Here is a 26,186-nt window from a genome sequence, read left to right as displayed (position 1 = left end):
GTATGCTTGAGCGCGATTTAAGCCTGAAAGAAACCGGTAACGACAAGCAATGGCAGCCGCGCTATATAGAGATTGTCGGATCCCTATATATTTGTGCCCTTCTGATAACGTGGGTAACGGCAGGCAAGCTGTTTCAGGCAGGGCCGTTTGTGCTTAGCGCATCCATATTGATTTACCCGCTCAGTTGCGTTTTCGGCGATATTCTGACCGAAGTTTACGGGTTTAACCGCACCCGGCGGTTGATCTGGATGGGCTTCGTTTCCTGCTTAATGCTTCTGGCTTTCACGCAGATTTCTATATTTTTACCACCCGCGGCCGACTATACGCAGCAGGAAGCGTTTGCGGAAATTCATGGCGCTTTGCCGCGCGTTGCGCTTGCATCCTATGTGGCCTACCTGCTGTGCGAATTTACCAATTCATGGGTAATGTCACGAATGAAGATACGGTCGGCCGCGCGGAATTTTCCGGTTCGCGCCGTTGTTTCAACGGTGGCTGCGCAGTTTGTCGACAGCATTGCTTTTTATGGCATAGCATTTCTTGGCGTGGTTCCGACCGAAGTGGTCGTTTCCATGATTATAACCGCATGGCTTATCAAGATTGCCTATGAAACCCTTGTCGTGCCTTTTACGACGCTGTTCGTCGTCAAACTCAAGAAGCTTGAAGGGGTCGAACATTTTGATCGGCAGCCGACGCCGATTATGAAATTCTGATTTAACCAAGAAAAAAGCCCCGCTTGTTACCTCAAACGGGGCTTAAGTTTGGAAACTGTTCCGGGAAACTAGTAATACTGCTCCATCGTGGTGGCGATACGCTGCTCGATCGGCAGCGTCAGGCCAACTTCGTGGGCGGCGCGCACGATGCGTTCGCCGATCGAGCCGACGCGCGCAGCGGCAGCGGCATAGCCCGAAGAGGCGCGACGGATCGCGGCCAGCGTCTTGTCGAGCGCGACAAGATTGGTCTGGTTGGTCATGGCGATCAGGCGATCAAGCGTATCGTCCGTGCTCGGCATCGAGCGTTGTTCGCGTTCCTGGGCCATGGTTAAAACCTGCGTCTGTTGGTCGTTGGTTTTCATTTTTCTGTTCCCCTGACGATACCAGTGATTCTTAAATTCCCCGTTAATTTCGCGCCAACATGGTTACCAGCGATTTGCGGCGAATCTCGTTTCGTGATGATCAATAAAAAGCAGGGGAATCTTTCAAAAACATTAATGCTGACAGTGTAAAATGGCCCGAGTTATGAACACATCGTTAAGCATAGCGGTGAGCGGGCTCGAAACCTCGTTCAGACGCATACAGGCTTCGGCAAACAACATTGCCAATATCGGCCCGTGGACGGTTGCCTGCATCGCCGGGCGAACCGGCGGGCAGCTATCAGCCCGTGCGGGCCATATCGCTGCCCGTGTCTGACGGCGCTGGCGGCGGGCTTGGTGTGCGTACGGAGCTGCAAGCCTACGAACCTGCTTATTACGCCGCTTCCGACCCATTTTCGCCCTATGCCAATGCGGATGGGCTCGTGGCCACGCCCAATGTGGATCTGGCAAACGAGCTCGTGCAGATAAAAATGGCCGAGGTCGCATACAAGGCAAATGCCTCGATCATCAAGACCAGCAAGGAGATGGACGATTACCTCCTCGATGCGCTGGTTTGATTAATTTCGCTTAATCTTTCATCAACCAATTCATAGATTTTTAACTATAAAATTTTTTTTCGTCGCGCCCATGTGCGGCACAAACCTGCCCGGTTTGTCTATGTCCATGGGCGTGCTAACCTTGGCCCATGACAGCCCCGACCCTGATGCACGGCACCTGCCTGACCATAGATACCAAGGGCGTTTTGCTGACCGGCCCTTCGGGTATCGGCAAATCCGATCTCGCGCTGCGGCTGATCCGGCAGGGCGCGCGGCTGGTGGCTGACGATCAGGTGCATGTATTGTGGGATTGCGAACATGTGATCGCCCGCCCGCCGGAAACGTTGCGCGGGTTGCTTGAAATTTATGGCATCGGAATTGTGAGATTGCCGGAAGACAAGTTGTGCGCGCAAGCGCCGCTTTCGCTGGTGGTCGATCTTTTGCCGCACGATACCGCGCCCGAACGCATGCCCGAACCGGACAATATGATGCTGCTTGACCACCCCGTCAGGCGCATTAGGCTCGGCGCGCTGCATCCTTCCACCCCGGCCAAGATCTTCACGGCGCTTTGTTGCCCGCTGGTCGAGCAAACACTCTCGCCCGCCTCCACCTAACGCGCGAACGGACCATATGACCACGGCCGCCGAGAACGACAACAACCATGACGAAACCGGCGGACGCCGCAGGGTCGTGATCGTGACCGGCATGTCGGGCGCGGGTATGTCCACCGCGCTCAAGGCGCTCGAGGATCTGGGTTATGAGGCGGTGGATAACCTGCGTCTTGGTTTGATCGGCGCCTTGGTCAAGCAAACCGCGCGCAGCCACATGCCGCTCGCGGTCGGTGTCGATACGCGCAATCCGGATTTTTCCGTGGCCGCGCTGCTGACCGGCTACCAGCAATTGCAGGCGGACGGCGCGCTGGACGCGAAACTTGTATTTCTTGAATGTTCGGACGAAGCCCTGCAACAGCGTTTCACCGAAACGCGCCGCCGCCACCCGCTGGCGATTGACCGGCCCGTAAGCGACGGCATCAGGCAGGAACGCGAGATGCTTTGGCAGGTGCGCGATGAAGCCGACCATGTGCTCGATACCTCGTTGCTTTCGATCCACGAGTTGCGGAGGCTGATTGTCGGCCATTACCGGCTCGATGCGGCTTCCGGGCTTTCCCTGTTCATCACATCCTTCGCGTATCGCCGCGGATTGCCGCGCGAAGCCGACCTCGTGTTCGATGTGCGTTTTCTCAACAATCCGCACTGGCAACCGCATCTGCGCCAGATGACCGGGCTTGATGCCGATGTGGCCGAGTATATCGCGCAGGACCCGGATTACGCGAAATTCCTGTCCGGCCTCGGTGATTGGCTGATCACACTGCTGCCACGCTATGCGCAGGAGGGAAAAAGCTATCTTACCCTCGCTGTCGGCTGCACCGGCGGGCGGCATCGTTCGGTATTGGTCGCCGAGCAATTGGGTACTATAATAGCGGCGCAGGGCTATATTGTCGGTATTGGTCACCGCGATCTTGACCGGCGGGGCAAGGACTAGGCCCCTGCGAGGATAACAGGCGAAAGGTATTGCATGATCGGCATTGTACTTATCACCCACGGCAAGCTCGGCACCGAAATGCTTGCGGCGCTTGAACACGTCGTCGGCCCGCAGAAACAGGCGATGGCCATCAATATCGGCCCGCAGGACGATGTGGAAAAGCGCCGCGCCGATTTGCTGGCGGCGGTGGCGGCGGTGGACCGCGGCAAGGGCGTTGTGCTGCTGACCGATATGTTTGGCGGTACGCCAAGCAACCTCGCTATCTCGATCCTCGGCAAGGCGAAGGTTGAGGTGATCGCGGGCGTCAATTTGCCCATGCTGATCAAGCTTGCTTCGGTGCGTGAAAGCAAGGCGCTGGCCGATGCGGTGCAGGAAGCGCAGGAGGCCGGGCGCAAATACATCAACGTCGCCTCCGCCCTGCTGCAGGCTTCATAAATATGGATGCGGTGACCCCGGGGGCCGGCAATATGGACGAAGCGCAGCATTCCGGCGGCAGCCTTTGCGAAATGGTGCTCGTTTCCAACCAGCGCGGCTTGCATGCGCGCGCGGCGGCGAAGTTCGTCAAGCTCGCGGGCGGCTTCAAGGCGACGATCGAGGTCACCAAGGGCGATGTGCGGGTTTCCGGCTGTTCGATCATGGGGTTGATGATGCTGGCGGCGGCGCGCGGTACCACGCTCAAGGTTTGCGCCGAAGGCGCGGAAGCGCAGCAGGCGATCACGGCGCTGGTCGATCTGGTCAAACGCAAGTTCGATGAAGAATGATGACAAAAGCGGGCGGTGAAAAAACCCTGACGGGCATCGGCGTTGCCGCGGGCATCGCTATCGGCCCCGCCTATGTGATCGAAATGCGCGGCCTGCAGGTGCCCGAATATTCGGTGCCCGCGGGGCAGACCGATGAAGAGGTCATGCGCTTTCAGGCGGCGATGGAAAAATCGCGCCGCCAGATCGCCAAGCTCAAGAATAAAGCCTCCAGCCTGCCTGCCAACGCGGCGGAGGAAGTGGGCATTCTGCTCGAGGCCCATTTGGCGATGCTGACGGGCTCCCGGCTTGTACGCGGCGTGGAACAAAGCATCAAGCAGGACAAAATCAATGCCGAGGCGGCGATCCAGCGGCAAATCGGCATTATCAGCGAAGGCTTCCGCGCGATGGACGATGCCTATCTGGCGGCGCGCGTGACCGATATCCAGGAAGTGGGCTCGCGCCTGATCCGCAACTTGCTCGAACAGAAATACAATCCGTTCGATAACATCCCCGATGGCAGCATCATCATCACCGAGGAAATCACGCCTGCCGATACCGCGCTGATGGACCCGACGCATGTAAGCGGCTTTGCCGCCGTGCTCGGCGGCGCCGAAGGGCACGCCGCGATCATGGCGCGCGCGCTCGGGTTGCCCGCCGTGCTGGGCGTGGCCGCGCTTTTACAAGGTGTATCGACCGGCGACATTGTCGTGATCGACGGGCGGCGCGGTGAAGTCGTGGTGCGCCCGACCGCCGCGACGTTGAAGCAGGCACGGCAGCAGCTCGCGAAACGCAATCGCGAACAGGAAAAATTGAAGAGCTTGCGCAAGCTTCCGGCCGAAACGCAGGACGGCACCGTGATCGGCATGCACGCCAATCTTGAATTGCCGCGCGAGATTGATAATGCGCTTGCGGCCGGCGCGCAGGGCATCGGCCTGCTGCGGACAGAATTCATGTTCATGAACCGGCCCGATTTACCGGACGAAGACGAACAGTATGAAACGCTGAAGAAAATGCTCGGCAAGCTGGACGGCAGAATGCTGACCGTTCGCACGCTCGATGTCGGCGGCGAAAAGCTTGCGACCGCGCTGGGCGACAGCATAGGCATCAGCGCCAACCCGGCGCTGGGGCTGCGCGCCATACGGCTCGGCCTCAAGCAGCCGCAATTGCTTGATACCCAGCTTGCGGCCGCGCTGCGCGCTGCGGCGCATGGGCCGTTGCGCATCCTTGTGCCCATGGTTTCGACCGTGCAGCAGATGCTGCAGGTCAAGGAACATATGCTGCAGGTGGCAAAGAAACTGCAGCGCCGCGGCGTCAAATTGCCGGAGAAATTGCCGCTTGTAGGCGCGATGATCGAAATTCCCGGCGCGGCGCTGGCGGCGGACGCGCTGGCGCAGGTGAGCGACTTTTTCGCGATCGGCTCCAACGATCTTACGCAATATACGCTGGCGATCGACCGCGGCGACGAACAGGTGGCGGATTTATACAACCCGCTGCACCCCGCTGTGCTGCGCTTAATCCATTTTACCACCACGGCGGCATTGCGCGCGCGCATACCGGTTTCGCTGTGCGGCGAAATGGCGGGCGACCAGCGTTACGTGCCGCTGCTGATGGGGCTTGGTTTGCGCGAACTTTCGATGGCGCCTTCGCGCATCGCCGAGGTCAAGCGCACCATTCGCGGTCTCAGCCTGACGGAAGCGAGCGGCTTTGCCGGTATGATCATGGCCAAGGCCGATGAACAGGAAATCAGGCACCTGGTCGAACAGGGCGGCATGTTCACGCCGACAGGTTGGCAGCTCAAGAAAAACACCAAGCAGGCGGGCTAACCGGTGGCCGCGAACTGGCTCCGCGGCTCCGGTGCTTTGTTGCTGCTGGCGCTGGCCGTTATGGCTGTTTACGCCGATGTTTATGACAACGCCTTTCTGCTTGATGACGAATTTTTGATCCTCAAGAACGCCTTTTTGCGCAATTGGGACTCGCTTGGCGATATTTTCACGACATCCAGCACGGCCGGGTTCGGCGGTACCGATAATTTTTACAGGCCACTGCAAATAACGCTCTATCTGCTGGTTTATCAATTCGCGGGCGCGTCGGAACCGGCCTTTCATTTCCTGAATATTATGCTGCATGCGGCCAACGCCTGCTTGCTGCTTGTGCTCGCGCGCGGGCTCGGGTTCAACCCGGTCGCGGCGTTTCTGGCCGCGCTGCTGTGGGCGGTGCACCCGGTGCATACCGAGGCGGTGACGTATATGAGCGCGACCGCCGACGTGCTGTACGCATTTTTCTGTTTGCTGGGCGCGGCGGTGTTGGCGCATGGCCCGGCGCGGCGCGCCATGCTTCCGGCTTGCGTCTGCTTTATCGCCGGGCTGCTCGCCAAGGAAACCGCGATTATTTTCCCGTTGCTTGCGATCAGCGTTGTGAGCTTCAGGCATGAAGGCGCGGGCCGTGCCAGGGCGCTGCTTGCAACCTGGCCGCTTTGGCTCATTGCCGCCATCTATATTGCGCTGCGTTTTACCTTGCTTGATTTTGATGGAATGGATTTCTACAAAACTCCGAACCACTATAGCGAAGACATGGCTGTGCGAGTCTGGACTTTCCTCGCGACCCTGCCTGCCTATTTGCAAATGCTGTTCTGGCCCGCGGGGCTGCATATGGAGCGCGAATTCCCGGTCTTTGCCAGCGCAGCGGCCGGGCCGGTGCTTGGCGGCGCGGCGATCATGCTGCTTGCGTCCGCATTGTTCGTGCGCGGTGCTTTCGGCAAGGCCGGGCGCGGTGCGCGCTCGCTCGGTTGGGGAATATTCTGGGCGGGCGCTGCTTACGCGCCGTGCACGGGTATTCTGTTGCCGGTCAATGCGCTTGTGCTCGAACATTGGCTTTACCTGCCCGCTGCGGGGCTTGCGATTGGCGCGGGGGAGGCGGTTGCCGTTACGCTTGGCCGTTGGCGGCGTGCGCAGAGCTTTGCCGTTATAGCCGCGCTTGCGGTTGCCGCAACGCTTGGTATTTGCACCTATCGGCAAAATACGGTCTGGCGCGATGCCGTGACTTTCTACAGCCACATCCTGCGCCATGAAAGCGGCGTGGCGCGCGTTTATAACAATCTCGGCATGGCCTATGAAGAACGCGGCGATTACGCCCGCGCGGTCGAACAATACCGCAAGGCCATCGCCTTGTATGATGTCTATCCGCAAACGCACCATAATCTTGCGCTCGCGTTGCTGCGCGGCCCGGGTGCCCGCGCCCATCTGGCGGAAGCGATTGCCGAATTGCAGCGGGCGATCGAGATGGACCCGGGCTTCTTTCATGCCTATGGCGCGCTGGCGGATGCCTATGCGGCTATGGGCGATGCTGAACAGGCAGAGTTTTATCGCAGCCGTTTCAAGGCCTTGATGCAGGAAAAGCGCCTGCAGGCCTACCCGCGCGCGCAGCCCTAAAACAGGGCCCCCGGCAGGCCTTGCCGTGGTTGACCCTGCCGCGCCCACCCGCTAAAAGCAGGCAACCCTTTACACCATGGAGTCACGCATGACCGCCGCCACCGCCCAGAAAACCGCCCCCGCCAACCAGGATTGCAAGGTGCGCGACATGTCGCTCGCCGCATGGGGGCGCAAGGAAATCGATATCGCCGAAACCGAAATGCCGGGCCTGATGGCGGTGCGCGAAGAATACGGCAGCAAGCAGCCGCTCAAGGGTGCGCGCATCACTGGCTGCCTGCATATGACGATCCAGACCGCCGTGCTGATCGAAACGCTGACGCATCTGGGCGCGGAAGTGCGCTGGTCTTCATGCAACATCTTTTCGACGCAGGACCATGCCGCCGCCGCCATCGCCGCAGCAGGCATTCCCGTGTTCGCCTGGAAAGGCATGACCGAGGAAGAATACTGGTGGTGCATCGAACAGACCATCACCGGCCCCGGCGACTGGAAGCCCAACTTGCTGCTGGATGACGGCGGCGATCTGACCAAGCATATGCACGAAAAATACCCCGCGATGCTGAAGGATGTGCGCGGTGTTTCGGAAGAAACCACGACCGGCGTGCACCGCCTGCTTGAAATGGCGGCGCGCGGCAAGCTGCTGATCCCCGCCTTCAACGTGAACGACAGCGTGACGAAATCGAAGTTCGACAACCTGTATGGTTGCCGCGAAAGCCTGGTTGACGGCATCCGCCGCGCCACCGACGTGATGCTGGCCGGCAAGATCGCTTGCGTCGCCGGTTACGGCGATGTGGGTAAGGGTTCGGCCGCCAGCCTGCGCAGCGCCGGCGCCCGCGTTATGGTGACCGAAGTTGACCCCATCAACGCGTTGCAGGCGGCGATGGAAGGCTACCAGATCGTGACGATGGAAGATGCCGCGCCGCAGGCCGACATTTTCGTGACCGCCACCGGCAATGCCGACATTATCACGCTCGATCACATGCGGGCGATGAAGGATCGCGCAATCGTTTGCAACATCGGCCACTTCGATAACGAGATCCAGATCGAACAGCTGAGCAACATGAAGTGGGACGAAATCAAGCCGCAGGTGGACGAAGTGACGTTCCCCGACGGCAAGCGCCTGATCGTGCTGGCCAAGGGCCGGCTTGTGAACCTCGGTTGCGCCATGGGCCACCCCAGCTTTGTGATGAGCGCTTCGTTCACGAACCAGACGCTGGCGCAAATTGAGCTGTGGCAGAACCCGGGCCAGTACGAAAAGAAGGTTTATGTGCTGCCCAAGAAGCTGGATGAAAAGGTCGCGCGCCTGCATCTCGACAAGCTGGGCGCGAAGCTGACGAAGCTTTCGGCCAAGCAGGCCGAATATATCGGCGTTGACGTCGCAGGCCCGTACAAGCCGGATACGTACAGGTATTGATCAGTTTGGCGTATAGGCGGCTTTGGTGCGTGCAACCAGTTTTTGTGCGCGCTTGGCTGCCAGACTGATGAAGATGGCTATCTGATTCAAGTCGCCGCCCGAAATGCTGAGCATGCCGGGTTCGGTGATGCCAAACTTTTTCTGTAAAACGCCTGCGAATTCTTCGTCGTATCCCACGCTTTCACCGATCCCGTGCGCGCGCGCCTCGTTCGCGTCAAAGGTGTGCGTTTGGTAGAGCAGACGGTGATGGAACCCGTGCGGATGGTTCCTCGTCATGCCAAATTCGACTTTTTGTTCAAACTTTTTTGCCAGTTCGGCCGGCGTGACGGTATATGGCCGCCTTTTATGCCGCGCTTCCGCTTCGCGTCCGGCTTTTATCAATTCATCGACCAGCCCCGTCATGGCGTTAAGCTCAACATCTTTCATGCGCCATGTTATCAGGTTTCGCACCAGCTTGAATCGCAAAAGAGCGGGTGAGATCCAGCTTTTGCCGTTGATGATTTTGGCAACCCTGTAGGCAAGGGCATGCGCCTCGGTTTTGCGCGCAGCAATCCGTGTATTCATGGCGTCCAGGTCCCGGAGACTCGGCCATGGCGCCGCGCCGTTGGCTACGGCGCGCACAGACAGGTGTTTATATACATGTTCGCGGAATTCGGTATGCAGAGCATTTACTTCGGCTTGTGCTCTGACGCGTTCGCCTTCGTCCAGTTCGGTTTTGGATGCATGTGACGAGATAATTTCGACATTGTCGCCCGGCTTTCTCGAATGGGCTTGAAAAACGCCGATGCTGCCCACACCCGCTTCGGGATGCATGTGGATATGGTCGCAGATCGACGCGAGCCAGAATGCGGCTGAATAGGCGTTTTTAACCTTGGCGACGACCTTGATTCCGGGGTTTCTTTTTTTAAACTCTTCCAGCAGATACGCCATTTCCTTCATGGTGGTGCTATCGCCACCCGGCGAATCGAAATCCAGCACCAGAACTTTCAGGTCTTTGCACTCTTCGGCGATGGCAAGGCTTTCCTTAAAGCCGCCGGCGCGCACATGCGCGCCTATCTCGCCATGGATGGCGATGCTTGCGACCTGTGCGATAGCAGGCTGTTCCGTTTCTTCGGGTGCGGGATCTGGATGTACTGCGTTATCCGGGGCTAATGCCTGCAAAGTCATTTCTTGAAAATCCTTGCTACTTAAATATCGAGCGTAAAATACAAAAAAAGCGGGTTGTTTAGGAAAAATTAATAGTTTCACGAACATGTCCGTGGCGGTTAACCGTATAAACTGCCGTGATCGCAGCGTTTTATCCATGGTGCCCGATGGAATCGGCAAAAGTGGTTCCGGGGCCTGATTCTGCAAGACTCTTTTAACCACTGCCGGGCTACCCCTTAGGGTACGGAGGCGTGTGCGAGCGCGCTTTCGTGCCTTGTTTTGCACAGCCTAGCCCGGGTCCCTTATGCACGGTCTATCAAGCCATATCGCGCGTCTGGCCATTGCCCTCTATATCGTGGCAGTGCTGATCGGCGTTGGTGCGGGCGCGCAGCTTTGGCTGTTCACCAATGCGCTGCTTGTCGTGCTGGTTTTGACGACCGTGATCGCGGGCCTCGTTTTCTGGCTTGGCCGCGTTTACGGCAACGACCGCGAAGACATGAACAGGATGGCGGAAGAGCGCCGCCGTTCGCGCGCCGTGATCAATACCCAGCATCGCGGCTATTGCCTGTTCAACACCGAAGGGCTGCTGCTTGAAACTGCGGGCGCGCATACGCTGCTCGGTATCCAGAAACTCAACCATTTCGATGATCTCGTGAAGGCCGTGCGCGATGGGGCCGATCTGCTTTCCATGTTCCGCCAGTTGCAGCAAACGGGCGAACCGTTCGCGATGAACACCATAAGCGTCAAGGGCCGCCCCGTTACGGTGCGCGGTGTGCGTCAGCCCGGTGCGAAACCGGATGAAACGCTCGATGTCGTATGGGTTCGCGATTACAGCGAGATCCAGGCGCGGCTCGACAAGGCCAGTGACGAGGTCAAGACCGCGCATACGAACGCCGGCAAGGTCTATTCGATCCTTGATCGCTGCGGCTTTCCGGTCTGGATCATGGGTGACGATCTCAAGATCGTCTGGTGTAACAGCATGTATGCGCAGGCGGTTGATGCCGCACGCGAAGATGTGATCGAACGGCAGATCGAGCTGTTCCCGCACAATATTCAGCCCGGCACGCGTGCGCTGGCTTCACGTGCACTTGGCACCGGCCAGCCGCAAACCGAACGGCACCATCTTGTTGTCAACGGGCAGCGCCGTCTTGTAGAGGTGACCAAGGCCGCGCTTGAGCCGGAAGGCGAGAGCCGTAGCCAGATCATGGGCTATGCCATCGACGTGACGGCGGAAGAGGAAAAAGACGAAGCGTTGCAGCGTCATACGCTGGCGCACAACGAAGTGCTTGAAAATCTCGCGACGCCTATCGCGGTTTACGGCTCCGATCAGCGGCTGGAATTTTACAACCGCTCCTATGTTCGGCTGTGGGACCATGACGAGAATTTCCTGCAATCGAAACCGACGCTGGGCGAGATCATGGAGGATTTGCGTGTGCGCCGCCGCGTGCCGGAATATGCCGATTTCCAGCGTTATAAGCGCGAACGCACCGCTCTGTTCACCTCGCTGCTCGAGCCGCGCGAGGATATGATGCATATGCCGGATGGCACGGCCTTGCGTATCGTGACCGTGCCGCACCCGTTCGGCGGGCTGATGTTCGTGCACGAAGACGTGACCGACAAGCTTGCGCTCGAATCTTCCTACAACACGCTGATCGCCGTGCAGCGCGAAACACTGGACAACCTGGCCGAGGGCATCGCCGTGTTCGGCTCTGACGGGCGGCTGAAGCTTTCCAACCCTGCCTTTTCGCGCATCTGGAAAATGCCGCAGGAAGATCTGGAGAGCGAGCCGCATATCAGCGACCTGCTGGAGCGCATGAAGCCCTTCTACCATTACGATAACTGGGCCAAGTTCAAGGGCGAGATGATCTCCTACACGCTTGACCGTACCGCGCGCGCCGGGCGGCTGGACCGCGCCGACGGCGCGGTGATCGAATTTTCCACGGTGCCGTTGCCGGATGGCGCGGTGCTGAACAGCTATCTTGACGTAACCGACACGGTGAAGGTGGAGCAGGCGCTGCGCGCCAGCAACGCTGCGCTGGCCACGGCGGACCGGCTGAAATCGGAATTTGTCGCCAACGTATCCTATCAGCTTCGCACACCGCTCAACACCATCACGGGTTTCGCGGAAATCCTCAGCAACCAGTATTTCGGCACGCTGAACGAACGCCAGCTCGAATATGCACGCACCATGATGGAAAGCAGCAAACGGCTCAAAGCGCTGATCGACGACGTGCTCGATCTCGCGACTATCGAAGCCGGGCGCATGATGCTCGATCGACGCAGCGTGCAGGTCTCGCAGCTTTTGCAGGCGGTCAGCCACCTGATCGGCGAGCGCGCGCGGCAGCAATCTCTGGAAATTGTGGTCGATTGCGACGCCGCCGTCGGCAGTATCGAAGTGGATGAAAAACGCATCAAACAGGTTCTGTTCAATCTCGTCAGCAACGCCATTCAATACACCCCGCCGGGCGGTCGCATCGTGCTGCAGGGCCGCAGACAGGAACAATGGGTTACGCTGAACGTGGTTGATAACGGCATCGGCATCTCGTCGCAGGATCAGGAGCGGATTTGGGGTAAGTTCGAACGCGCCAATCCGCAAGCGCGGCAAAGCGGTGCCGGGCTCGGCCTCGCGCTGGTCCGCAGCTTTGTCGAACTGCATGGCGGCAGGATCGAACTCAAGAGCCAATTGAACCAGGGCACCACCATCACCTGCATACTGCCGGTGCGCATGCCGGAAACGCAGACGGCCGACAGACGCCTGGCAGCGGAATAAGCCCGTACAGGAAGCATTGAGCTTTGCCCGGCCCGGCCTTATTGTAGGCCGCATGGCCCTTCCAAGCCCGATCAAGACCCTGCATTTACCCAAACCCGCCGCGACGGAAACGCTTGCCGCGCGGCTCGCGCCGTTGCTGGAGCCGGGCGATGTTTTGGCGCTGCATGGCGCGCTTGGGGTGGGCAAAACCACGTTCGCGCGCGCCCTTGTGCGGGTGATGATGGACGATGAAGCGCTTGAAGTGCCTTCGCCCACCTTTACGCTTGTGCAGACTTACGAAACGCCGCTGGGCACGCTCTGGCATTTCGATCTTTATCGTATCAAGCGGCCCGAAGAAGTGGCCGAGCTCGGTTTCGACGATGCGCGGCGCGGAATCATGCTGGTCGAGTGGCCGGAACGTGCAGGCGGCATGCTGTCGCGCGCGCGGCTTGATCTTGTGTTCACGCTTTCACCCCACGGGAAGCACAGCGTCGAGCTGGCGGGCGATGCGCTGTGGCAGGCGCGGTTGCAACAGGTGGTTTTATGAGCGAAGCCGCAGCGGGCAATGAAGCGCTTGAGGTGTTTTTACGTGAAAACGGATGGGCCGTGGCCGCGGCTGAGCCCTTTGCGGCCGATTGGTCGCAGCGCCGCTATACGCGGCTACGCCGGGAAGATGCGCAAACGCATTCCGCAATTCTGATGCAGGCCGCGCCCGACAAACATTTCATGATGTTTGTGCGCATCGCCGCGCTTTTGCGCCGGATCGGCGCTTCGGCGCCGCGCATTTACGCCGCCGACAGCCTGCGCGGCTTTATGTTGCTTGAAGATTTCGGCGAACAGAATTTCGGCCGCATGATCGATGCGGGTGCGGATGCGCGCGCCCTTCTTTTGCGCGCAACCGATGCGCTGATCGAATTGCACAAAGCCTTTGTGCCCGCCGGCGCGCAGGGTATCGATTTACCCGTCTATGATGCGCAACGTTTTATAGAACTTCTGCAACCCTTCCTCGATAACCTTGCGCCAGCATTATCCGGCGGCGCGCGGGAAGATTTCTCGGCCATTTGGCGCGTGCTGCTGGCGCTGCCCGCGGCGCTGCCGCAAACGCTGATGCTGCGCGATTTCATGGCCGATAATCTGATGGACCTCCCGGGCCGCGAAGGCCGGCTTTCTGTCGGGTTGCTGGATTTTGAACTGGCCGGCATCGGCCCCGCCGCCTACGATCTTGCTTCGCTGACCGAACAGGTGCGCCGCGATATCCCCGAAGATGTGCGCGAAGCCGTTCTGGCGCGTTATCTGCAAGCCTTTCCCGGCCTGGACGGCGCACAACTGGCCGATGCCTGCGCCATTTTGTCCCTGCAGCGGCATATGCGCATTCTCGGCATGCTGGGCGCGCCCGATATGCCGCAAACATCGCCCCGCAAGGCTTTTGTGCCGCGCATAAGGACATTCATGAAAACGCGGCTGGCGCGGTCCGCGCTAAGCCCGCTTAAAGGCTGGGTTGCGGCGAATTTTCCTGAATTCTGATCCCGAATCTGCTACCCGTTTCCCATGAACCCGTTCATCCCCCATACCGCGATGGTCCTGGCCGCAGGCATCGGGACGCGCATGCGCCCGCTGACATTGGCGACCCCGAAGCCGCTTTTGCGCGCCGGGCCGCGCACCATGCTCGATCGCGCAATCGATAAGCTGAAGGCGGTCGGCGTCGTGCGGGTGGTTGTGAATATCAGCTATCTGGCCGACCAGATCGAAGCGCATCTTGCCGCCCGGCACGACATCAAGATCGTTTTATCACGCGAAGCGACGCCGCTTGAAACCGGCGGCGGGATCAAGCATGCGCTCGCGTGGCTGGGGGAAGAGCCGGTGTTCGTGGTCAATGCCGATTTGCCGTGGGAAGACCCGCGTGAGGACCGCGACGCTGCCGCGCTTGAAAAGCTTGTGCAAGCATGGGATCCGGCGGCGATGGACGTGCTTTTGCTGGTCAAGGAACGGGAAAAGGCGCGCGGGTTCGGCACAAAAGGTGATTTCGCGCTTTTCGAAGATGGCAGGCTCGCGCGCGCCGGGCTGCCGCAGCCGCTACCTTATGTTTTTATATCGGCCATGATCGTAAAGCCCGAACTGTACCGCACCGTGCAGGACAAGGCTTTTTCCAATAACGTTATCTTCGATGCCGCTGAAACCGCCGGGCGGCTTTATGGTGTCGTGCATGAAGGGGGCTGTTACCATATTGGCACGCCCGAAGACCTTGCGGAAGCAAACCGTCTGCTGGAAAGCGGGGAAGGCTGGCTGTTTCCATGACCGGCGCGCCGCGTGTCACCACCATACCGGCGCATGAAGATTTTTTGCGGCGCCTTGCCGAAGGTCTGGTGGCGCAGGCGGGGGGCGATCTTTTAAAACTTAGCGACACACGTATCTTTCTTCCCACCCGCCGGGCCTGCCGCGTGCTGGCGGAAAAGTTTCTTGAAGTGAGCGACGCATCTGCCGCGGTTTTGCCCACGATCCGGCCCTTCGGTGACCTTGAAGAAGATGAAAGCCTGCCGCCCGAAATAACGGGCATGGCCGGCGGATTGCCCGAACCTATGCCGAAGCTGCAACGGCAAATGCTGCTCACAAGGCTTGTGATGGAGCGGGAAGGTGGGCTTGGGCTCGATCGCGCAGCGCAGCTCGCGGCCGCGCTTGCAGGGCTCCTCGATCAGATGCAGCGCGAGGAAATTGACGACCCGGCAGTGATCGCGCGCCTTGTGCCTGAAAATTATGCCGCACACTGGCAGGAAGTCGTAAGGTTTTTGGCGATCGTGACCGCCGAATGGCCGAAAATCCTTGCCGAAAGAAATATGTGCGATCCGATGGCCTGGCGCGTTGCCATGCTGCGCGCGCAGGCCGATGCGTGGGAAAAATCGCCGCCGCCCTGGCCCGTGATCGCCGCCGGTTCCACGGGCTCCATGCCCTCAACCGCACGGCTTTTGAGGGTTATCGCGCATATGCCGCGGGGGACGGTCGTGCTGCCCGGACTGGACCGGGCGATGGACGGGGAAAGCTGGCAGGCGGCGGGCGATACGCACCCGCAAGCAAGCATCAAGCGCCTTCTTGGCGTCATCGGGGCGGCGCGCGAACAAGTAAATTTGTGGCCCGGGTGCAAAACGGCAACGACGCCGCGCACGCAATTTATCGCCGAAACGTTGCGCCCGGCTGCCGTAAGCGACGGCTGGCGCGCGCTGCGCGACGCGCCGTTCGATGCGGACGAAGCGCTTGCAGGGCTGCAAACGGTCACGGCCGCAAGCTTGCAGGAAGAAGCGACCGTGATCGCGCTTGCGATCCGCGAAGCGCTTGAAGACCGGTCGCGCCAAGTCGCGCTGGTGACCGCGAACCGCAATCTGGCCGAGCGCGTGCGCATGGGTTTGTGCCGTTGGGGGATTGAAGCGAACGATACCGCCGGCAGGCCGCTCGACGGCACGCGGCTCGGCAGCTTCATGCGGCTGGTGCTGGCCGGTTGCGGCAGCGAAGCGGGGGCGGTGGATTTTCTCGCGCTGCTCAAACATCCGCTGGCCGCCTGCGGCCACACGAGAATACAATGCCGTGTGTTTGCGCGCGCGATCGAACGCACGGCACTGCGCGGCCCGAAGCTGGGTGCGGGGCCGGGCGCGATCGTGCAGGCGTTGCAGGATGCCGGGGCCGAAGAAAGCCTTTTAAACTTTACGCAATTGCTTGGCGCTGACCTCGCGCGCCTTGGGGACATGCTGCATGGCACTTGCGGGCTGCATGAGCTGCTTGCGGCCCATACGGCGCTTTGTGAACGCCTTGCCGCGAAGGATGGCGTGCCCGGGGCCGATATTTTATGGACGGGCGACGATGGCAAGGCGGCGGCAGACTGGCTGAGCGAATGGTCGGCAGCCGCCGCGGAATTTCCACCCATCAAAGGGTGCGATTACCCGGCGTTGTTCAGCGCCATGATGACGCAGGCGGTGGTGCGGCCGCGCGGCGCACGAAGCGCGCATCCGCGCGTACAAATTATGGGCACGCTGGAAGCGCGGCTTCTGCATGCCGATATGGTGATTTTGGGCGGCATGAACGAGGGAAGCTGGCCGCCCGCTCCACCGCTCGATCCCTGGATGTCGCGTCCGATGCGGCAGGATTTCGGCCTGCCTTCGCCTGAAGAACGCACAGGCCATGCCGCGCATGATTTTGCCCAGCTTGCGGCCATGCCGCATGTGCTGGTGACCCGCGCGGCGCGCGAAGGCCGCGCGCCCACGGTGCCTTCGCGGCTTTTGCTGCGCCTTGGCGTCACGGTGCAGGCGCTTGGCCGCGACGGCGGGGCGCTTGGGGCGGATGACAAATGGCTCGGGCTCGCGCGTGCGCTCGACCGGCCCGAAGGCCCGCCCGCGCCCATGCAACGCCCGGCACCTTCCCCGCCGCGCGCGGCGCGCCCCATGCGCTTTACCGTAACGGATATCGGGCTGCTGATGCGTAACCCCTATGGCTTTTATGCAAAACGCGTTTTGAAGCTTAAGCCGCTCGATCCGCTCGATGCACCGCCAACGGCGGCCGAGCAGGGCAGCTTCATCCACGATATTCTGCATGCCTTCATGGAACGGCACCGCGACGGCATCAGAAATGTGGCGGAAGCGGAACGGGAGCTGATCGATGCAGGGCGCGGGGCTTACCAGAAATATCTGAACTACCCGGCGGTGGAAGCGTTCTGGTGGCCGCGTTTTGCCGCCATCGCCCGCGCCTTTGTGAAAAGACAATGCGCGCTGCAACAAACGCGCGCCTATGCGGCGGGCGAATGCGAAGCCGCGCTTCCGTTTCAGGCGGGCGGCGCGGAATATCTTCTGGAAGGCCGCGCCGACCGCATCGATCGCACGCAGGGTGGCTACGCGATTTGCGATTACAAAACCGGGCGCGTGCCATCGAAAGACGAGGTGAAGCACGGCTATGAACCGCAACTTGCCTTGCTTGGCTGGATGGCGGAAGCGGGCGCGTTCAAGGGGCTTGCGGCCGGCGGGGTGGATGAGCTGTCTTACTGGCATGTTTATCCCGACGAAGCGGGCGGCGCACCGCGTTCGCGCTGCCATTATGGCGCGGAAGAAACGCGGGCCTTGATCGATGAAGCGCGCGCGGGGCTGGAAGAAATCGTGGCCGCCTATGCCAGCGATACCGCACCCTATCACGTGATCCCGGTCGCCAAATACCGCCCGCATTACGATGATTACGCGCATCTCGCGCGTATCGCCGAATGGTCTGCTGCGGATGGGGAGGAAGCATGACCGTCCGCACCGCCATCACGCCCGAAGCCGCGCAATTGCACGCCGCAAACCCGGCACATTCGGCATGGGTCACGGCTTCGGCCGGTTCGGGTAAAACCAAGGTTCTGGTCGATCGCTTTGTGCGTCTTTTGCTGACGGGCGCGCCGCCCGAACGCATTTTGTGCCTGACCTTCACGCGCGCGGCCGCCACCGAAATGGCGATGCGTATCGCCGACATGCTGGGCGCGTGGGCCGTCATTGATGACGATGCGCTCGAAGATGCGCTGGCCACGCTGTTCGGCGCGCGCCAGCCGGCGTCAGCGCGCGCTTCGGCCCGGCGGCTGTTTGCGCGCGTGCTGGATTGCCCCGGCGGGCTGCGTATTAAAACGATCCATGCGTTTGCACAGGAAATATTGCACCGCTTCCCGCTCGAAGCCGGGGTTTCGCCGCACTACACGCTGATCGAAGATGAGCAGGAAAGGCTTTGGCTGCAGACGGTGCGGGATGAAGTTCTGGTGCTTGCGGCGCGGGAACCGGGCACATCGCTTGGCCGTGCCGTGGCATTGCTGGCCGAAAAATACGGCAACCAGCATTTCGATACCGTGCTGGCGGAAATTATCAGCCGGCGCACGCACTTTATTCATCTGCTTGATATGTACGGCGGCGGCGAAGCGCTTGTTGCCGCGATCCGTGAAAAACATGGATTTACAGCAAACCAAACTTCTGAAAGTTGTGCGCGCGCCACCGTGCAAAATGCCGCGTTCGACGGCGCGGCGCTGAAGCGGGTTGCTGCGCTGCTTGGCGGCGGCAGCGACAGGCAAAAGGGCTGGGGCGCAGTCATAGCCGATTGGCTTTCCGGCGACGAAGCGACGCGGATCGCGCAGCTGGAAAATTACGCAAAGGTTTTTTTGACAGACAAAAGCACGCCGCGGAAACTTTTGAACAAAGGTGACGATCAAAGTCTCGTGCCTGCCGCGGAGCGGGAGGCTGAACGGCTTTCAGCGGTGCGTGAAGCCATGAAGGCGGTCGAGATTCTGGAAGCGACCGGCGCGGTTGTTGCGTTGGCAGAAGGGCTTTTGACGCACTATCGCCGCCGCAAGGAATTGCACGCGGTGCTTGATTATACCGATCTGATCGACAAAACCGTTGCGCTGTTGGGGCGCGACGGAGCGGCGGCATGGGTGCTTTTCAAGCTTGATGGCGGTATTGATCACTTGCTGGTCGATGAGGCGCAGGATACGGGTGCGGCGCAATGGTCCATCATTAATGCGTTAACGGACGAATTCTTTTCCGGCGCGGGCGCGCGGGAAAATGCCGCACGCACGGTCTTTGTGGTGGGCGATGAAAAACAATCCATCTACAGCTTCCAGGGCGCCGACCCGGCCATGTTTGCGGCCCAGCGCGTACGCTATGTCGCCCGCGCCGCAGCGGCGGAGAAAGATTTCAAAGAAGTTGCGCTCGAAACGTCGTTTCGTTCGTCCCGCCCCGTGTTGCATGCGGTGGATGCAGTGTTCGCTGATGTGGAAACGCGCGCGGGCGTTTCGCAAACGCCTGTAAGGCACGTCGTTTCGGCACGCATGCGCGGCCAGCCCGGCGCGATTGAAGTGTGGCCGCCCATCACTGCCGCGCGGGCCGATATCGTGCCGTGGGCGGTTGCGGGCGATGGCGGGGGGCATGTGCCGCCGCCCGCCTTGCTGGCGCGCACCATCGCACGTCGCATCCATGGCTGGATCGCTGGCGGAGAAATGCTTGGCGCGCGCGGGCGTGCGATGCAGGCGGGCGACATCATGATCCTTGTGCGTCACCGCGATTCTCTGGTCGAACACATGGTGCGGGAACTGAAGGCGCTTGGCGTGCCGGTGGCGGGCGTGGACCGCATGAAGCTGGCGGAGCAAATCAGCGTGCTCGATATGCTCGCGCTGGCGCAATTCGTGTTGCTGCCGGAAGATGATCTAAACCTTGCATGCGTTCTGCGCGGGCCGCTTCTGGGGCTTGGCGAAGAAACCTTGTTTGCGCTGTGCCACGATCGCAAGGGCAGCTTGTGGCAGCAAATGAGCGCCTTGGCGGGCAGTGACCGCACGGTAGCCGCGGCGCGCGGCTACCTCGAAGGCTGGCTCGGCCGCGCCGACCAAACTAGCGTTTACACCTTCTTTGCCGGCATTCTGGATGAACCGTGCCCGGCCGATACCGTAAGTGGCCGCCGCGCCATGGTGAAACGGCTGGGCGCGGATGCGCTCGATCCGCTCGATGAGCTTTTAAACGCCGCGCAGGATTTCACGCGCCGCGCGCCGGGCTCGCTACAGCATTTCGTTTATGCCGTACTGCATGCCGAAAGCGAACTGAAGCGCGAGCAGGATCAGGGCCAGGGGCAGGTCCGGATCATGACCGTGCACGGCGCGAAGGGCCTGCAAGCGCCCATCGTGATTTTGCCCGACACGATGGCGCCGCCGCTGGCGCGGCAATTGCCGCGCATTTTGCTGGATGATGGCGGGCTGCCATGCTTTGTGCCTTCGCAGAAGAAAGCGCATGCGGCGGCGCTGGCGTTGCGGGAAGCGGCGCGGGTGCAGCAGCTCGAAGAATACCGCCGCCAGCTTTACGTGGCGCTGACCCGCGCGGAAGAGCGTTTGTATATCTATGGCTGGCACAACAAACAGGAAAAAGAAGAAAAACAGGAACAGGATGAAAGCGATGATGGCGAGGCCGCTGCTGCCGTTTCGTGGCATGATCTTGCGCGCCGCGCGCTGCGTCCGCTGGACCAGGAAGTCTATGCATCGCGGATAAAGACCGCCGAGGGCGCGCGCCCGGAAATCGCTTTCGCGGAAGGCAGGGCAGAAGGCATCGCGGCGCCGGAAGCGAAGGTCATATGCAAGGCTGCCGCACCGGCCACGATTTTACCGCCATGGGCCAGCCGCGCCGTTGCGGCGGAGACCGGCGGGTATGAGAGTATCGATGACGGCACACCGCGCGCCACCCCGCTTGGCGGCAAGCAGGGCGCGGACGAAAGGCGTTTTCTGCGCGGGAAGCTGGTCCATCGCTTGCTGCAAATCTTGACCGGGCCCGGTTTCCCGGCAGCGCAGCGGGCGGAACGTGCCGCGCAATTTTTGGCGCAACCCGCGCATGCGCTGACGGCGGAAGAACGGGCGACGATCACGCACGAGGTTATGGCGGTGCTGGAAGCGCCGGCTCATGCCGCGCTGTTCGGCGCGAACAGCCGGGCGGAAGTGCCGATCGCCGGGCGCAGCGGCGGCAGGCTCGTGAACCGCAGGATCGACCGGCTCTGCGTGCAAGACAACGAAGTGTGGATCGTGGATTACAAAACCGATCGCCTGCCACCGCAATCGCTCGATCGCGTGCCGGAAGAATACCGTGAACAGCTGGCCGATTATGCGGCATTGCTGGCGCAGGTTTACCCCGGCAGGGCGGTCAAGACCTTCCTGCTGTGGACATATGGGGAAAACGGGCCGTGCCTGCTGGAAGTGCCGGAAAAATACCGCAAAATGTCCGCGGCGGCGGCTTGACCTTTCGCCCGGCAGCACCAATATAGGGTTTATAACGACATATAAGGGAGAATCAGATGGGTAACGCCACCAGCGCCGTAAGCGACAACAATTTCGAAACCGACGTCCTGAAGGCGGAAGGGCCTGTTCTGGTCGATTTCTGGGCGGAATGGTGCGGCCCGTGCAAAATGATCGGGCCCGTGCTCGAGGAACTGGCGGGCGAAATGGGCGGACGGGTGAAGATCGTCAAGATGAATGTCGATGAAAACCCGGTGACACCGAGCAAGTTCGGCATTCGCAGCATTCCTACGCTTTTGCTGTTCAAGGGCGGGCAGGTTGCCTCGACCAAGGTCGGCGCCGTGCCGAAAACCCAGTTGCAGCAGTGGATCGAAGGCGAAATCTAGGCCGGCATGACGTTGGGCCCGCGCGGCACCATCACATCATAATAGGGACCCGGCGAACGCACAGGCAGGACGGGCGTGCTCTGTGCGCCCATTTGCATGAAACCGGCTATGACGGCCATGCCGATAACGAAGCCAAGCATAAATGGTGCGATCACAGGGTCGGGTTTGCCAAGAATGCGTCGCGACTCCGGAAAAAGGCCTCCGACAATTAACACGCCAAGGCCGAACAAGGTTGCTGCGCCAAGAAGCCAATGGGATAGCACAACCGCGGCTGCGATGTTGCCGATTGAAAGAGCGGCCGCCCCGCCGGTCAACATACCTGCGGCGAACGGGAAAAGAGATTTTGTCATAGCAAAAAACTGTTTAAACGCGGCCACGCCGCAATCGGGCGATCCTATAAAGACGCGCAGGTTAGAATCAAGGTTAAAACAGAGCTAGACCCTGTTTTTTGCCTCGATTCCTGAGGGGCTGATACTTATTTTCGGTAGTTCCGGAGGCGGTTAGCCGAATTCGCCCGGCGGCGGATCGATCGGCACGTTCAGGTCTTCAAGCAGAAGCTCTTCGTTCGTAAGCTTCATCTGGCCGATGGTAAAATGCTCGCTTTCGGCGGTCTCTTCATCGTACACGTCCATTTCCTGCGGCGCGATCTTGATGTCGGTGCGGAACAGCGCGTTCTTGAACACGACCGTTGCGGTCAGCGTATAAAGGTTATCCTTGGTGATGCCCTTATAGGTCACGGGCATCAGCTTTTCATTCACCTGCGCCTTTTCTTCGGGCTTGGCGATCTTGTGCCATTTCACTTCTTCGGGCTTTTCCACGATGATAAAGCGACCGAGCTGGCCGCGCACATAGTGGAAGAAAAACTTGGCGTAGGGGATCGTGGTCTTGCGTTCGAGCTTGATCGGCGCTTTTTCGTTGACCTGGTAGATGGGCTCGTTGGTCCAGTTCAGCAGAGCGATATCGCCCGGCTTGTAGAGCATGAAGCGCTCGTTCGGCCCATCGATGCTGCCATCTGCAAGGCCATAGAAATTATATTCGTCATAGAAAGGAACCGGCGCAACGCGGACCTTCGTTTTGCTTTCATGCAGCTTGTAGGAAGCGGCCGCGTTGACCTCGCTGATCAGACGGGCGGTTTCCTCGGCGCTGACATCCTGCCAATCGAGATAAATCATGCAGTTGCTCCTGACCGAACCTGAGAGAAATGAGAAAACCAGAGTATCGTTAAGAGTTGATTTAAAACCGCGCTTTTCTGCGTGGCAAGCCCGGTAAAAAACAAGCCATTTCAACGGAAAACTAGCATAACAGGCTTAATCGTTCCTTAAAACCTGCGGCGTTATGATGGCGTAATGATCGGCCCCGACACTGATTTTGGGCTGAAGACATGGCCCGGGCCGATGCAACGAGGGCCGCATATGAGGAGAACGGGCAGCGTATTTCGCACCTTTTGCACGGCAGCAGCTTTCGCGAGCCTGACGCTCCTTTTTCTCACACCCATCAAACCCGCGCACGCAACCGATTTCACCGCCAGTATTTCAACCGGCGGCATGAATATCATGAATGATGTGCCGGGCGTTTGCGCTTCCGCCGTCACGGTTTGCGGCCGGCAATTGAACCCGGTGGCGGCCGAACTGGGCGGCGGGTTCACGGTCAAGATCGACGGGCATTTCCGCTCCAGCTACGAATGCAACATGATCGAAGGGCGCCCGGCATGGGTGCCCGTTACGGTCGAAGGCACGTGCGAATCCGTTCCCGTGATCATGCTGCCCGCGCGTTACGACGAAGACGAGGCGTGGAACGTCGGCTGATCCGCCGCGTTATTTTCCGGCAAAAAATCTCAGGCCTTGACGATGGTCGCCAGTTCGCCCGTGGCGTCGGAAGCCGTAAGCGCGACGCGGCTATCGAGCAGGCGGCTGACAAGCGGGCGCAGCCCCTCGATGTCGCCCTTGCCCATCAGCGTGCCGCCTTCGGCGATCATTTTCTTGAATTCTTCCTGATCGGGGAACAAATAAGGTTCGCCCGCCAGTCGGTTGAACCACATCTTGACATATTCCGGGTCGCGCCACGCGGCGGCGAAGAAAATTTCCCGCATCTCGCCGATATGACGTTCCGCATCCTCGAACGCCGGGTTTTCGGTGTCGTCGATTACCTTTTGTGTCTTGCTGGCGTGGTTTTCGAAACGCGCCTTCTCGTTTTCGTCGGCGTGCGCCCGTCCCGCGCGGTAGAATACCATGGTCAGCTTGCCCAACTGTCTTTGCAGCATGGCGGCGCGGTGCTGCTTGCCGAGCCGCGCCGTATCTTGCCGCACGAAGCGAATTTCCTCGCACACCTTGCGTAGCGCTTCGGGCTCTGACGCGTCTTTTAGCGCCTCCTGCTGGCGTTTCAGCCGCGCGCGTAACTCGCCCAGATCCGCGCCGCCATCGGGCCCGAGCGCGGCTGCGATATCGCCGCATTCCTCTTCCGCCTGTCCCATCAGCGCTTCAGCGAACTTCCGGCCATGGTCGTTATCGAAGCTGACCTGTCCCGCCTGCGGCGAATAGAAGCGCGGCGTTTGCAGTTCGATGCCGCCGCCCTTGCCGCCGGCACTGCCGGGCAGGCTCACGCTGGCCTGTAGAAGGCCGCTATCGCTCATGCGCCAGTTGAAGACGATCGGGTCACCCGCCTTGATGGCATAGCCTTCCGGCAAATCGCCCCCGGCGATACGAAACACGCCGACACAAAGATTAAGCTCGACCTTGTCCGGATATTCCACCTGAAACAGCTCGAAGCCCAGATGCGCGGGGTCGCCCGCCTGCAAATCGCGTGCGCTTTTGAATGTTGTCTTGCCTTCCGCCGGCAGCATCGTGGCCTTTTCCACCAGCGGGTACAGAATATTGCTCTCGCCCTGCAGTTCCTTCAGCGCCTTGACCGCGATGGTCTGGCTTGCGGGGATCGCGGCGGTGGTCGCGACCGTGCGGGTGATGGTAAAATCATGGTCGTGCATGTCCAGCTGGCGGTCCTGCCCGTCAAACAGGCGGATTGCGAAGCGGTTTTCACCCATTTGCCGGACCGGAAGATCGATTACCAGCCCGTCTGTGAGTTCGAGAAAGTCGGAAGCCCAGCCATCTTGTCCCTCGACCTGAATCTGTTCGGCTTCGCCGGTGCTGCCGGTGATGCGCACTTTCAGTTTTTCTGCATCGTTGCCGGTTCGCAGCGGGTAATCGAAATGCAGGTTGATTGCGGTTTCGGCTTCGACATCCACGCTGGCCTTCACGGGCTTGCTGGTTACCTTGCCTTCCGCATTCCATTCGCGGCTTTCGCAATACCACGCCGCACCGACCGCAACGGCCGTCAGCGGATCGAGCTTCATGTCGGTGGGGATGCCAAGCTCGTGCGATACGATTTCGCGGACCAGGGGCGTGCGCGAAGGCCCGCCCACGAACACAACGCGGTCGATGTTTTCGTTGGTATAGTTGTTTTCCTCCAGCACCTGCCGCGCGACCGCGATGGTCTGGTCGATCGGCTCGCGGATCAGCTCTTCGTAGCGTTTGCGCGTCACCAAAACTTCAAGATATACATCGGTGCCGCTGGCGTCCTGCAGGCGCAGTTCCTCGTCGGATGCAAAAACGGTGGCTTCGGGCGCGTTGGAAAGCTCGATCTTGGCCTTTTCGGCGGCAAGGTGGGATATGCGGACAAGGCGCCGATATTGCGGATCGCGCTGGAAATTTTCAGGCAGATCGAAATTTTCGGCAAGCCACGGACGCACAACTTCGTTCACCAGCATGCGGTCGAAATCGCGCCCGCCCAGCATATTGATGCCCTGATGGGCGATGATGCTGACCTCGCCCTGCAAGCTTTGCGCGAGCGCGAGATCGAAAGTACCGCCGCCGAGATCGTAGATCAGAAACTGGCCCGAACGCTTGGCCGCGCCGCCCATGGCGGCGATGGCCGCCGCAACCGGTTCTTGCAGCAATTCGATATTTTGCAAGCCCGCCATCTGCGCGGCGCGCATGGTGGCTTCCGATTGCATCTGGTTGAAGGCGGCGGGGATGGTGATGACGGCGCCTTCGATTTCCGCGCCGCCGGTGGCCGTCGCGGCCTGCCCGAGAAGCTGGCGGATAATCTCGGCGCTGCATTCTTCGGGCGTCAGGCTCATATTCGTGGCGGGAATGCTGATCGGGGTCGATGTGCCCATCAGCCGCTTGAAGCCCATCGCCACGCTATCGGGTGCGAGCATCGCCTGGTCATAGGCGCGGCGACCGTAAAGACGGTGGCCGCGCTTGTCGAAATAAATCACGCTTGGCAGGATGTCGCTGCCATCGACCGGGCGAAACACGGTTGCCTCGCCGTCGATCAGCCCGGCGATCACGCTGTTGGAAGTGCCAAGGTCGATACCTATATACATGCCAGACCGTACATCAATTCAT

General features: G+C 60.3%; 22 protein-coding genes. 17 read left to right on the top strand and 5 right to left on the bottom strand.

From position 1 onward, the window contains the following. The first annotated feature begins 2 nt into the window (after positions 1-2). Positions 3-710, top strand: a complete 708-nt coding sequence (locus tag GC131_05515; protein MBI1273521.1) for a queuosine precursor transporter — start codon at positions 3-5, stop codon at positions 708-710. 68 nt (positions 711-778) lie between these two features. Here the strand turns inward: GC131_05515 and GC131_05510 are convergent, their stop codons facing one another. Beyond that, complete coding sequence (locus tag GC131_05510) at positions 779-1,036, bottom strand: hypothetical protein (protein ID MBI1273520.1); 258 nt, start codon at positions 1,034-1,036, stop codon at positions 779-781. 275 nt (positions 1,037-1,311) lie between these two features. Between GC131_05510 and GC131_05505 the strand changes: the two genes are divergently transcribed. The 8 genes from GC131_05505 to GC131_05470 all read left to right on the top strand — a co-directional run bounded on the left by GC131_05505 (position 1,312) and on the right by GC131_05470 (position 8,747). Beyond that, positions 1,312-1,647: a flagellar biosynthesis protein FlgC gene (locus GC131_05505; protein MBI1273519.1), complete on the top strand. Its 336-nt coding sequence runs from the start codon at positions 1,312-1,314 to the stop codon at positions 1,645-1,647. A gap of 128 nt (positions 1,648-1,775) precedes the next feature. Continuing rightward, entirely contained in the window at positions 1,776-2,240 is a 465-nt protein-coding gene (locus GC131_05500; GenBank protein MBI1273518.1) for a serine/threonine protein kinase, read from the top strand. A 16-nt stretch (positions 2,241-2,256) separates the two neighbouring features. Next, a complete protein-coding gene (gene rapZ / locus GC131_05495) occupies positions 2,257-3,168 on the top strand; it encodes an RNase adapter RapZ (protein ID MBI1273517.1) in 912 nt (303 codons plus the stop codon). 33 nt (positions 3,169-3,201) lie between these two features. Next, positions 3,202-3,603 (top strand): PTS fructose transporter subunit IIA, encoded by a 402-nt coding sequence (locus tag GC131_05490; protein MBI1273516.1) that lies wholly within the window; start codon positions 3,202-3,204, stop codon positions 3,601-3,603. 32 nt (positions 3,604-3,635) lie between these two features. Further along, entirely contained in the window at positions 3,636-3,929 is a 294-nt protein-coding gene (locus GC131_05485; protein ID MBI1273515.1) for an HPr family phosphocarrier protein, read from the top strand. Beyond that, complete coding sequence (gene ptsP / locus GC131_05480) at positions 3,926-5,731, top strand: phosphoenolpyruvate--protein phosphotransferase (GenBank protein MBI1273514.1); 1,806 nt, start codon at positions 3,926-3,928, stop codon at positions 5,729-5,731. Before GC131_05485 ends, ptsP begins: the two co-directional genes overlap by 4 nt. A 3-nt stretch (positions 5,732-5,734) precedes the next feature. Further along, entirely contained in the window at positions 5,735-7,336 is a 1,602-nt protein-coding gene (locus GC131_05475) for a tetratricopeptide repeat protein (GenBank protein ID MBI1273513.1), read from the top strand. Between the two features lie 88 nt (positions 7,337-7,424). After that, complete coding sequence (locus GC131_05470) at positions 7,425-8,747, top strand: adenosylhomocysteinase (GenBank protein MBI1273512.1); 1,323 nt, start codon at positions 7,425-7,427, stop codon at positions 8,745-8,747. Here GC131_05470 and GC131_05465 read toward each other — a convergent pair whose 3' ends face one another. Continuing rightward, complete coding sequence (locus GC131_05465; GenBank protein MBI1273511.1) at positions 8,748-10,073, bottom strand: hypothetical protein; 1,326 nt, start codon at positions 10,071-10,073, stop codon at positions 8,748-8,750. It lies immediately after the preceding gene. Positions 10,074-10,620: 547 nt separating this feature from the next. On the opposite strand from GC131_05465, the gene GC131_05460 reads away from it, so the two are divergent. From GC131_05460 to trxA, 7 genes are read left to right on the top strand one after another with little or no spacing between them, the layout of a single operon-like run. Further along, positions 10,621-12,663 carry a PAS domain-containing protein gene (locus GC131_05460; GenBank protein ID MBI1273510.1) on the top strand — a complete coding sequence of 681 codons (2,043 nt, stop codon included), beginning with the start codon at positions 10,621-10,623 and terminating at the stop codon, positions 12,661-12,663. A 52-nt stretch (positions 12,664-12,715) separates the two neighbouring features. After that, positions 12,716-13,189: a tRNA (adenosine(37)-N6)-threonylcarbamoyltransferase complex ATPase subunit type 1 TsaE gene (tsaE, locus tag GC131_05455; GenBank protein MBI1273509.1), complete on the top strand. Its 474-nt coding sequence runs from the start codon at positions 12,716-12,718 to the stop codon at positions 13,187-13,189. Further along, a complete protein-coding gene (locus GC131_05450; protein ID MBI1273508.1) occupies positions 13,186-14,166 on the top strand; it encodes a phosphotransferase in 981 nt (326 codons plus the stop codon). The genes tsaE and GC131_05450 overlap by 4 nt, the downstream gene beginning before the upstream one ends. 24 nt (positions 14,167-14,190) lie before the next feature. Beyond that, complete coding sequence (locus tag GC131_05445; protein MBI1273507.1) at positions 14,191-14,937, top strand: NTP transferase domain-containing protein; 747 nt, start codon at positions 14,191-14,193, stop codon at positions 14,935-14,937. Beyond that, positions 14,934-17,903, top strand: a complete 2,970-nt coding sequence (addB, locus tag GC131_05440) for a double-strand break repair protein AddB (protein MBI1273506.1) — start codon at positions 14,934-14,936, stop codon at positions 17,901-17,903. The genes GC131_05445 and addB overlap by 4 nt, the downstream gene beginning before the upstream one ends. Beyond that, the gene (gene addA, locus GC131_05435; GenBank protein ID MBI1273505.1) at positions 17,873-21,400 is read left to right on the top strand and encodes a double-strand break repair helicase AddA; all 3,528 of its coding nucleotides are present in this window, start codon (positions 17,873-17,875) and stop codon (positions 21,398-21,400) included. The genes addB and addA overlap by 31 nt, the downstream gene beginning before the upstream one ends. Positions 21,401-21,456: 56 nt before the next feature. Continuing rightward, positions 21,457-21,783: a thioredoxin TrxA gene (gene trxA, locus GC131_05430; GenBank protein ID MBI1273504.1), complete on the top strand. Its 327-nt coding sequence runs from the start codon at positions 21,457-21,459 to the stop codon at positions 21,781-21,783. On the opposite strand, the gene GC131_05425 is transcribed toward trxA, so the two are convergent. Further along, on the bottom strand, positions 21,780-22,133 hold the full coding sequence (locus tag GC131_05425) for a hypothetical protein (protein MBI1273503.1): 354 nt from the start codon (positions 22,131-22,133) through the stop codon (positions 21,780-21,782). The two genes, trxA and GC131_05425, sit on opposite strands and share 4 nt — an antisense overlap. Before the next feature lie 150 nt (positions 22,134-22,283). Next, positions 22,284-22,955 carry a hypothetical protein gene (locus tag GC131_05420; GenBank protein MBI1273502.1) on the bottom strand — a complete coding sequence of 224 codons (672 nt, stop codon included), beginning with the start codon at positions 22,953-22,955 and terminating at the stop codon, positions 22,284-22,286. 174 nt (positions 22,956-23,129) lie between these two features. On the opposite strand from GC131_05420, the gene GC131_05415 reads away from it, so the two are divergent. Then, positions 23,130-23,588 (top strand): hypothetical protein, encoded by a 459-nt coding sequence (locus GC131_05415; protein MBI1273501.1) that lies wholly within the window; start codon positions 23,130-23,132, stop codon positions 23,586-23,588. Positions 23,589-23,617: 29 nt separating this feature from the next. Here the strand turns inward: GC131_05415 and GC131_05410 are convergent, their stop codons facing one another. After that, on the bottom strand, positions 23,618-26,164 hold the full coding sequence (locus GC131_05410; GenBank protein ID MBI1273500.1) for an Hsp70 family protein: 2,547 nt from the start codon (positions 26,162-26,164) through the stop codon (positions 23,618-23,620). Positions 26,165-26,186: the final 22 nt, after the last annotated feature.

This window comes from Alphaproteobacteria bacterium, from assembly GCA_016124955.1.
In the GTDB taxonomy this organism is placed as follows: Bacteria; Pseudomonadota; Alphaproteobacteria; order UBA9219; family RFNS01; genus RI-461.
Note: the sequence above shows the minus strand (reverse complement) of the source record. Positions and strands in the feature narration are given on the sequence as shown.

Coding starts and splice junctions, on each gene's coding strand:
- GC131_05515 (MBI1273521.1), top strand. CDS start 3: ATGCTTGAGCGCGATTTAAGCCTGAAAGAAACCGGTAACGACAAGCAA.
- GC131_05510 (MBI1273520.1), bottom strand. CDS start 1,036: ATGGCCCAGGAACGCGAACAACGCTCGATGCCGAGCACGGACGATACG.
- GC131_05500 (MBI1273518.1), top strand. CDS start 1,776: ATGACAGCCCCGACCCTGATGCACGGCACCTGCCTGACCATAGATACC.
- rapZ (MBI1273517.1), top strand. CDS start 2,257: ATGACCACGGCCGCCGAGAACGACAACAACCATGACGAAACCGGCGGA.
- GC131_05490 (MBI1273516.1), top strand. CDS start 3,202: ATGATCGGCATTGTACTTATCACCCACGGCAAGCTCGGCACCGAAATG.
- GC131_05485 (MBI1273515.1), top strand. CDS start 3,636: ATGGACGAAGCGCAGCATTCCGGCGGCAGCCTTTGCGAAATGGTGCTC.
- ptsP (MBI1273514.1), top strand. CDS start 3,926: ATGATGACAAAAGCGGGCGGTGAAAAAACCCTGACGGGCATCGGCGTT.
- GC131_05470 (MBI1273512.1), top strand. CDS start 7,425: ATGACCGCCGCCACCGCCCAGAAAACCGCCCCCGCCAACCAGGATTGC.
- GC131_05460 (MBI1273510.1), top strand. CDS start 10,621: ATGAACACCATAAGCGTCAAGGGCCGCCCCGTTACGGTGCGCGGTGTG.
- tsaE (MBI1273509.1), top strand. CDS start 12,716: ATGGCCCTTCCAAGCCCGATCAAGACCCTGCATTTACCCAAACCCGCC.
- GC131_05450 (MBI1273508.1), top strand. CDS start 13,186: ATGAGCGAAGCCGCAGCGGGCAATGAAGCGCTTGAGGTGTTTTTACGT.
- GC131_05445 (MBI1273507.1), top strand. CDS start 14,191: ATGAACCCGTTCATCCCCCATACCGCGATGGTCCTGGCCGCAGGCATC.
- addB (MBI1273506.1), top strand. CDS start 14,934: ATGACCGGCGCGCCGCGTGTCACCACCATACCGGCGCATGAAGATTTT.
- addA (MBI1273505.1), top strand. CDS start 17,873: ATGGTCTGCTGCGGATGGGGAGGAAGCATGACCGTCCGCACCGCCATC.
- trxA (MBI1273504.1), top strand. CDS start 21,457: ATGGGTAACGCCACCAGCGCCGTAAGCGACAACAATTTCGAAACCGAC.
- GC131_05425 (MBI1273503.1), bottom strand. CDS start 22,133: ATGACAAAATCTCTTTTCCCGTTCGCCGCAGGTATGTTGACCGGCGGG.
- GC131_05420 (MBI1273502.1), bottom strand. CDS start 22,955: ATGATTTATCTCGATTGGCAGGATGTCAGCGCCGAGGAAACCGCCCGT.
- GC131_05415 (MBI1273501.1), top strand. CDS start 23,130: ATGATCGGCCCCGACACTGATTTTGGGCTGAAGACATGGCCCGGGCCG.
- GC131_05410 (MBI1273500.1), bottom strand. CDS start 26,164: ATGTATATAGGTATCGACCTTGGCACTTCCAACAGCGTGATCGCCGGG.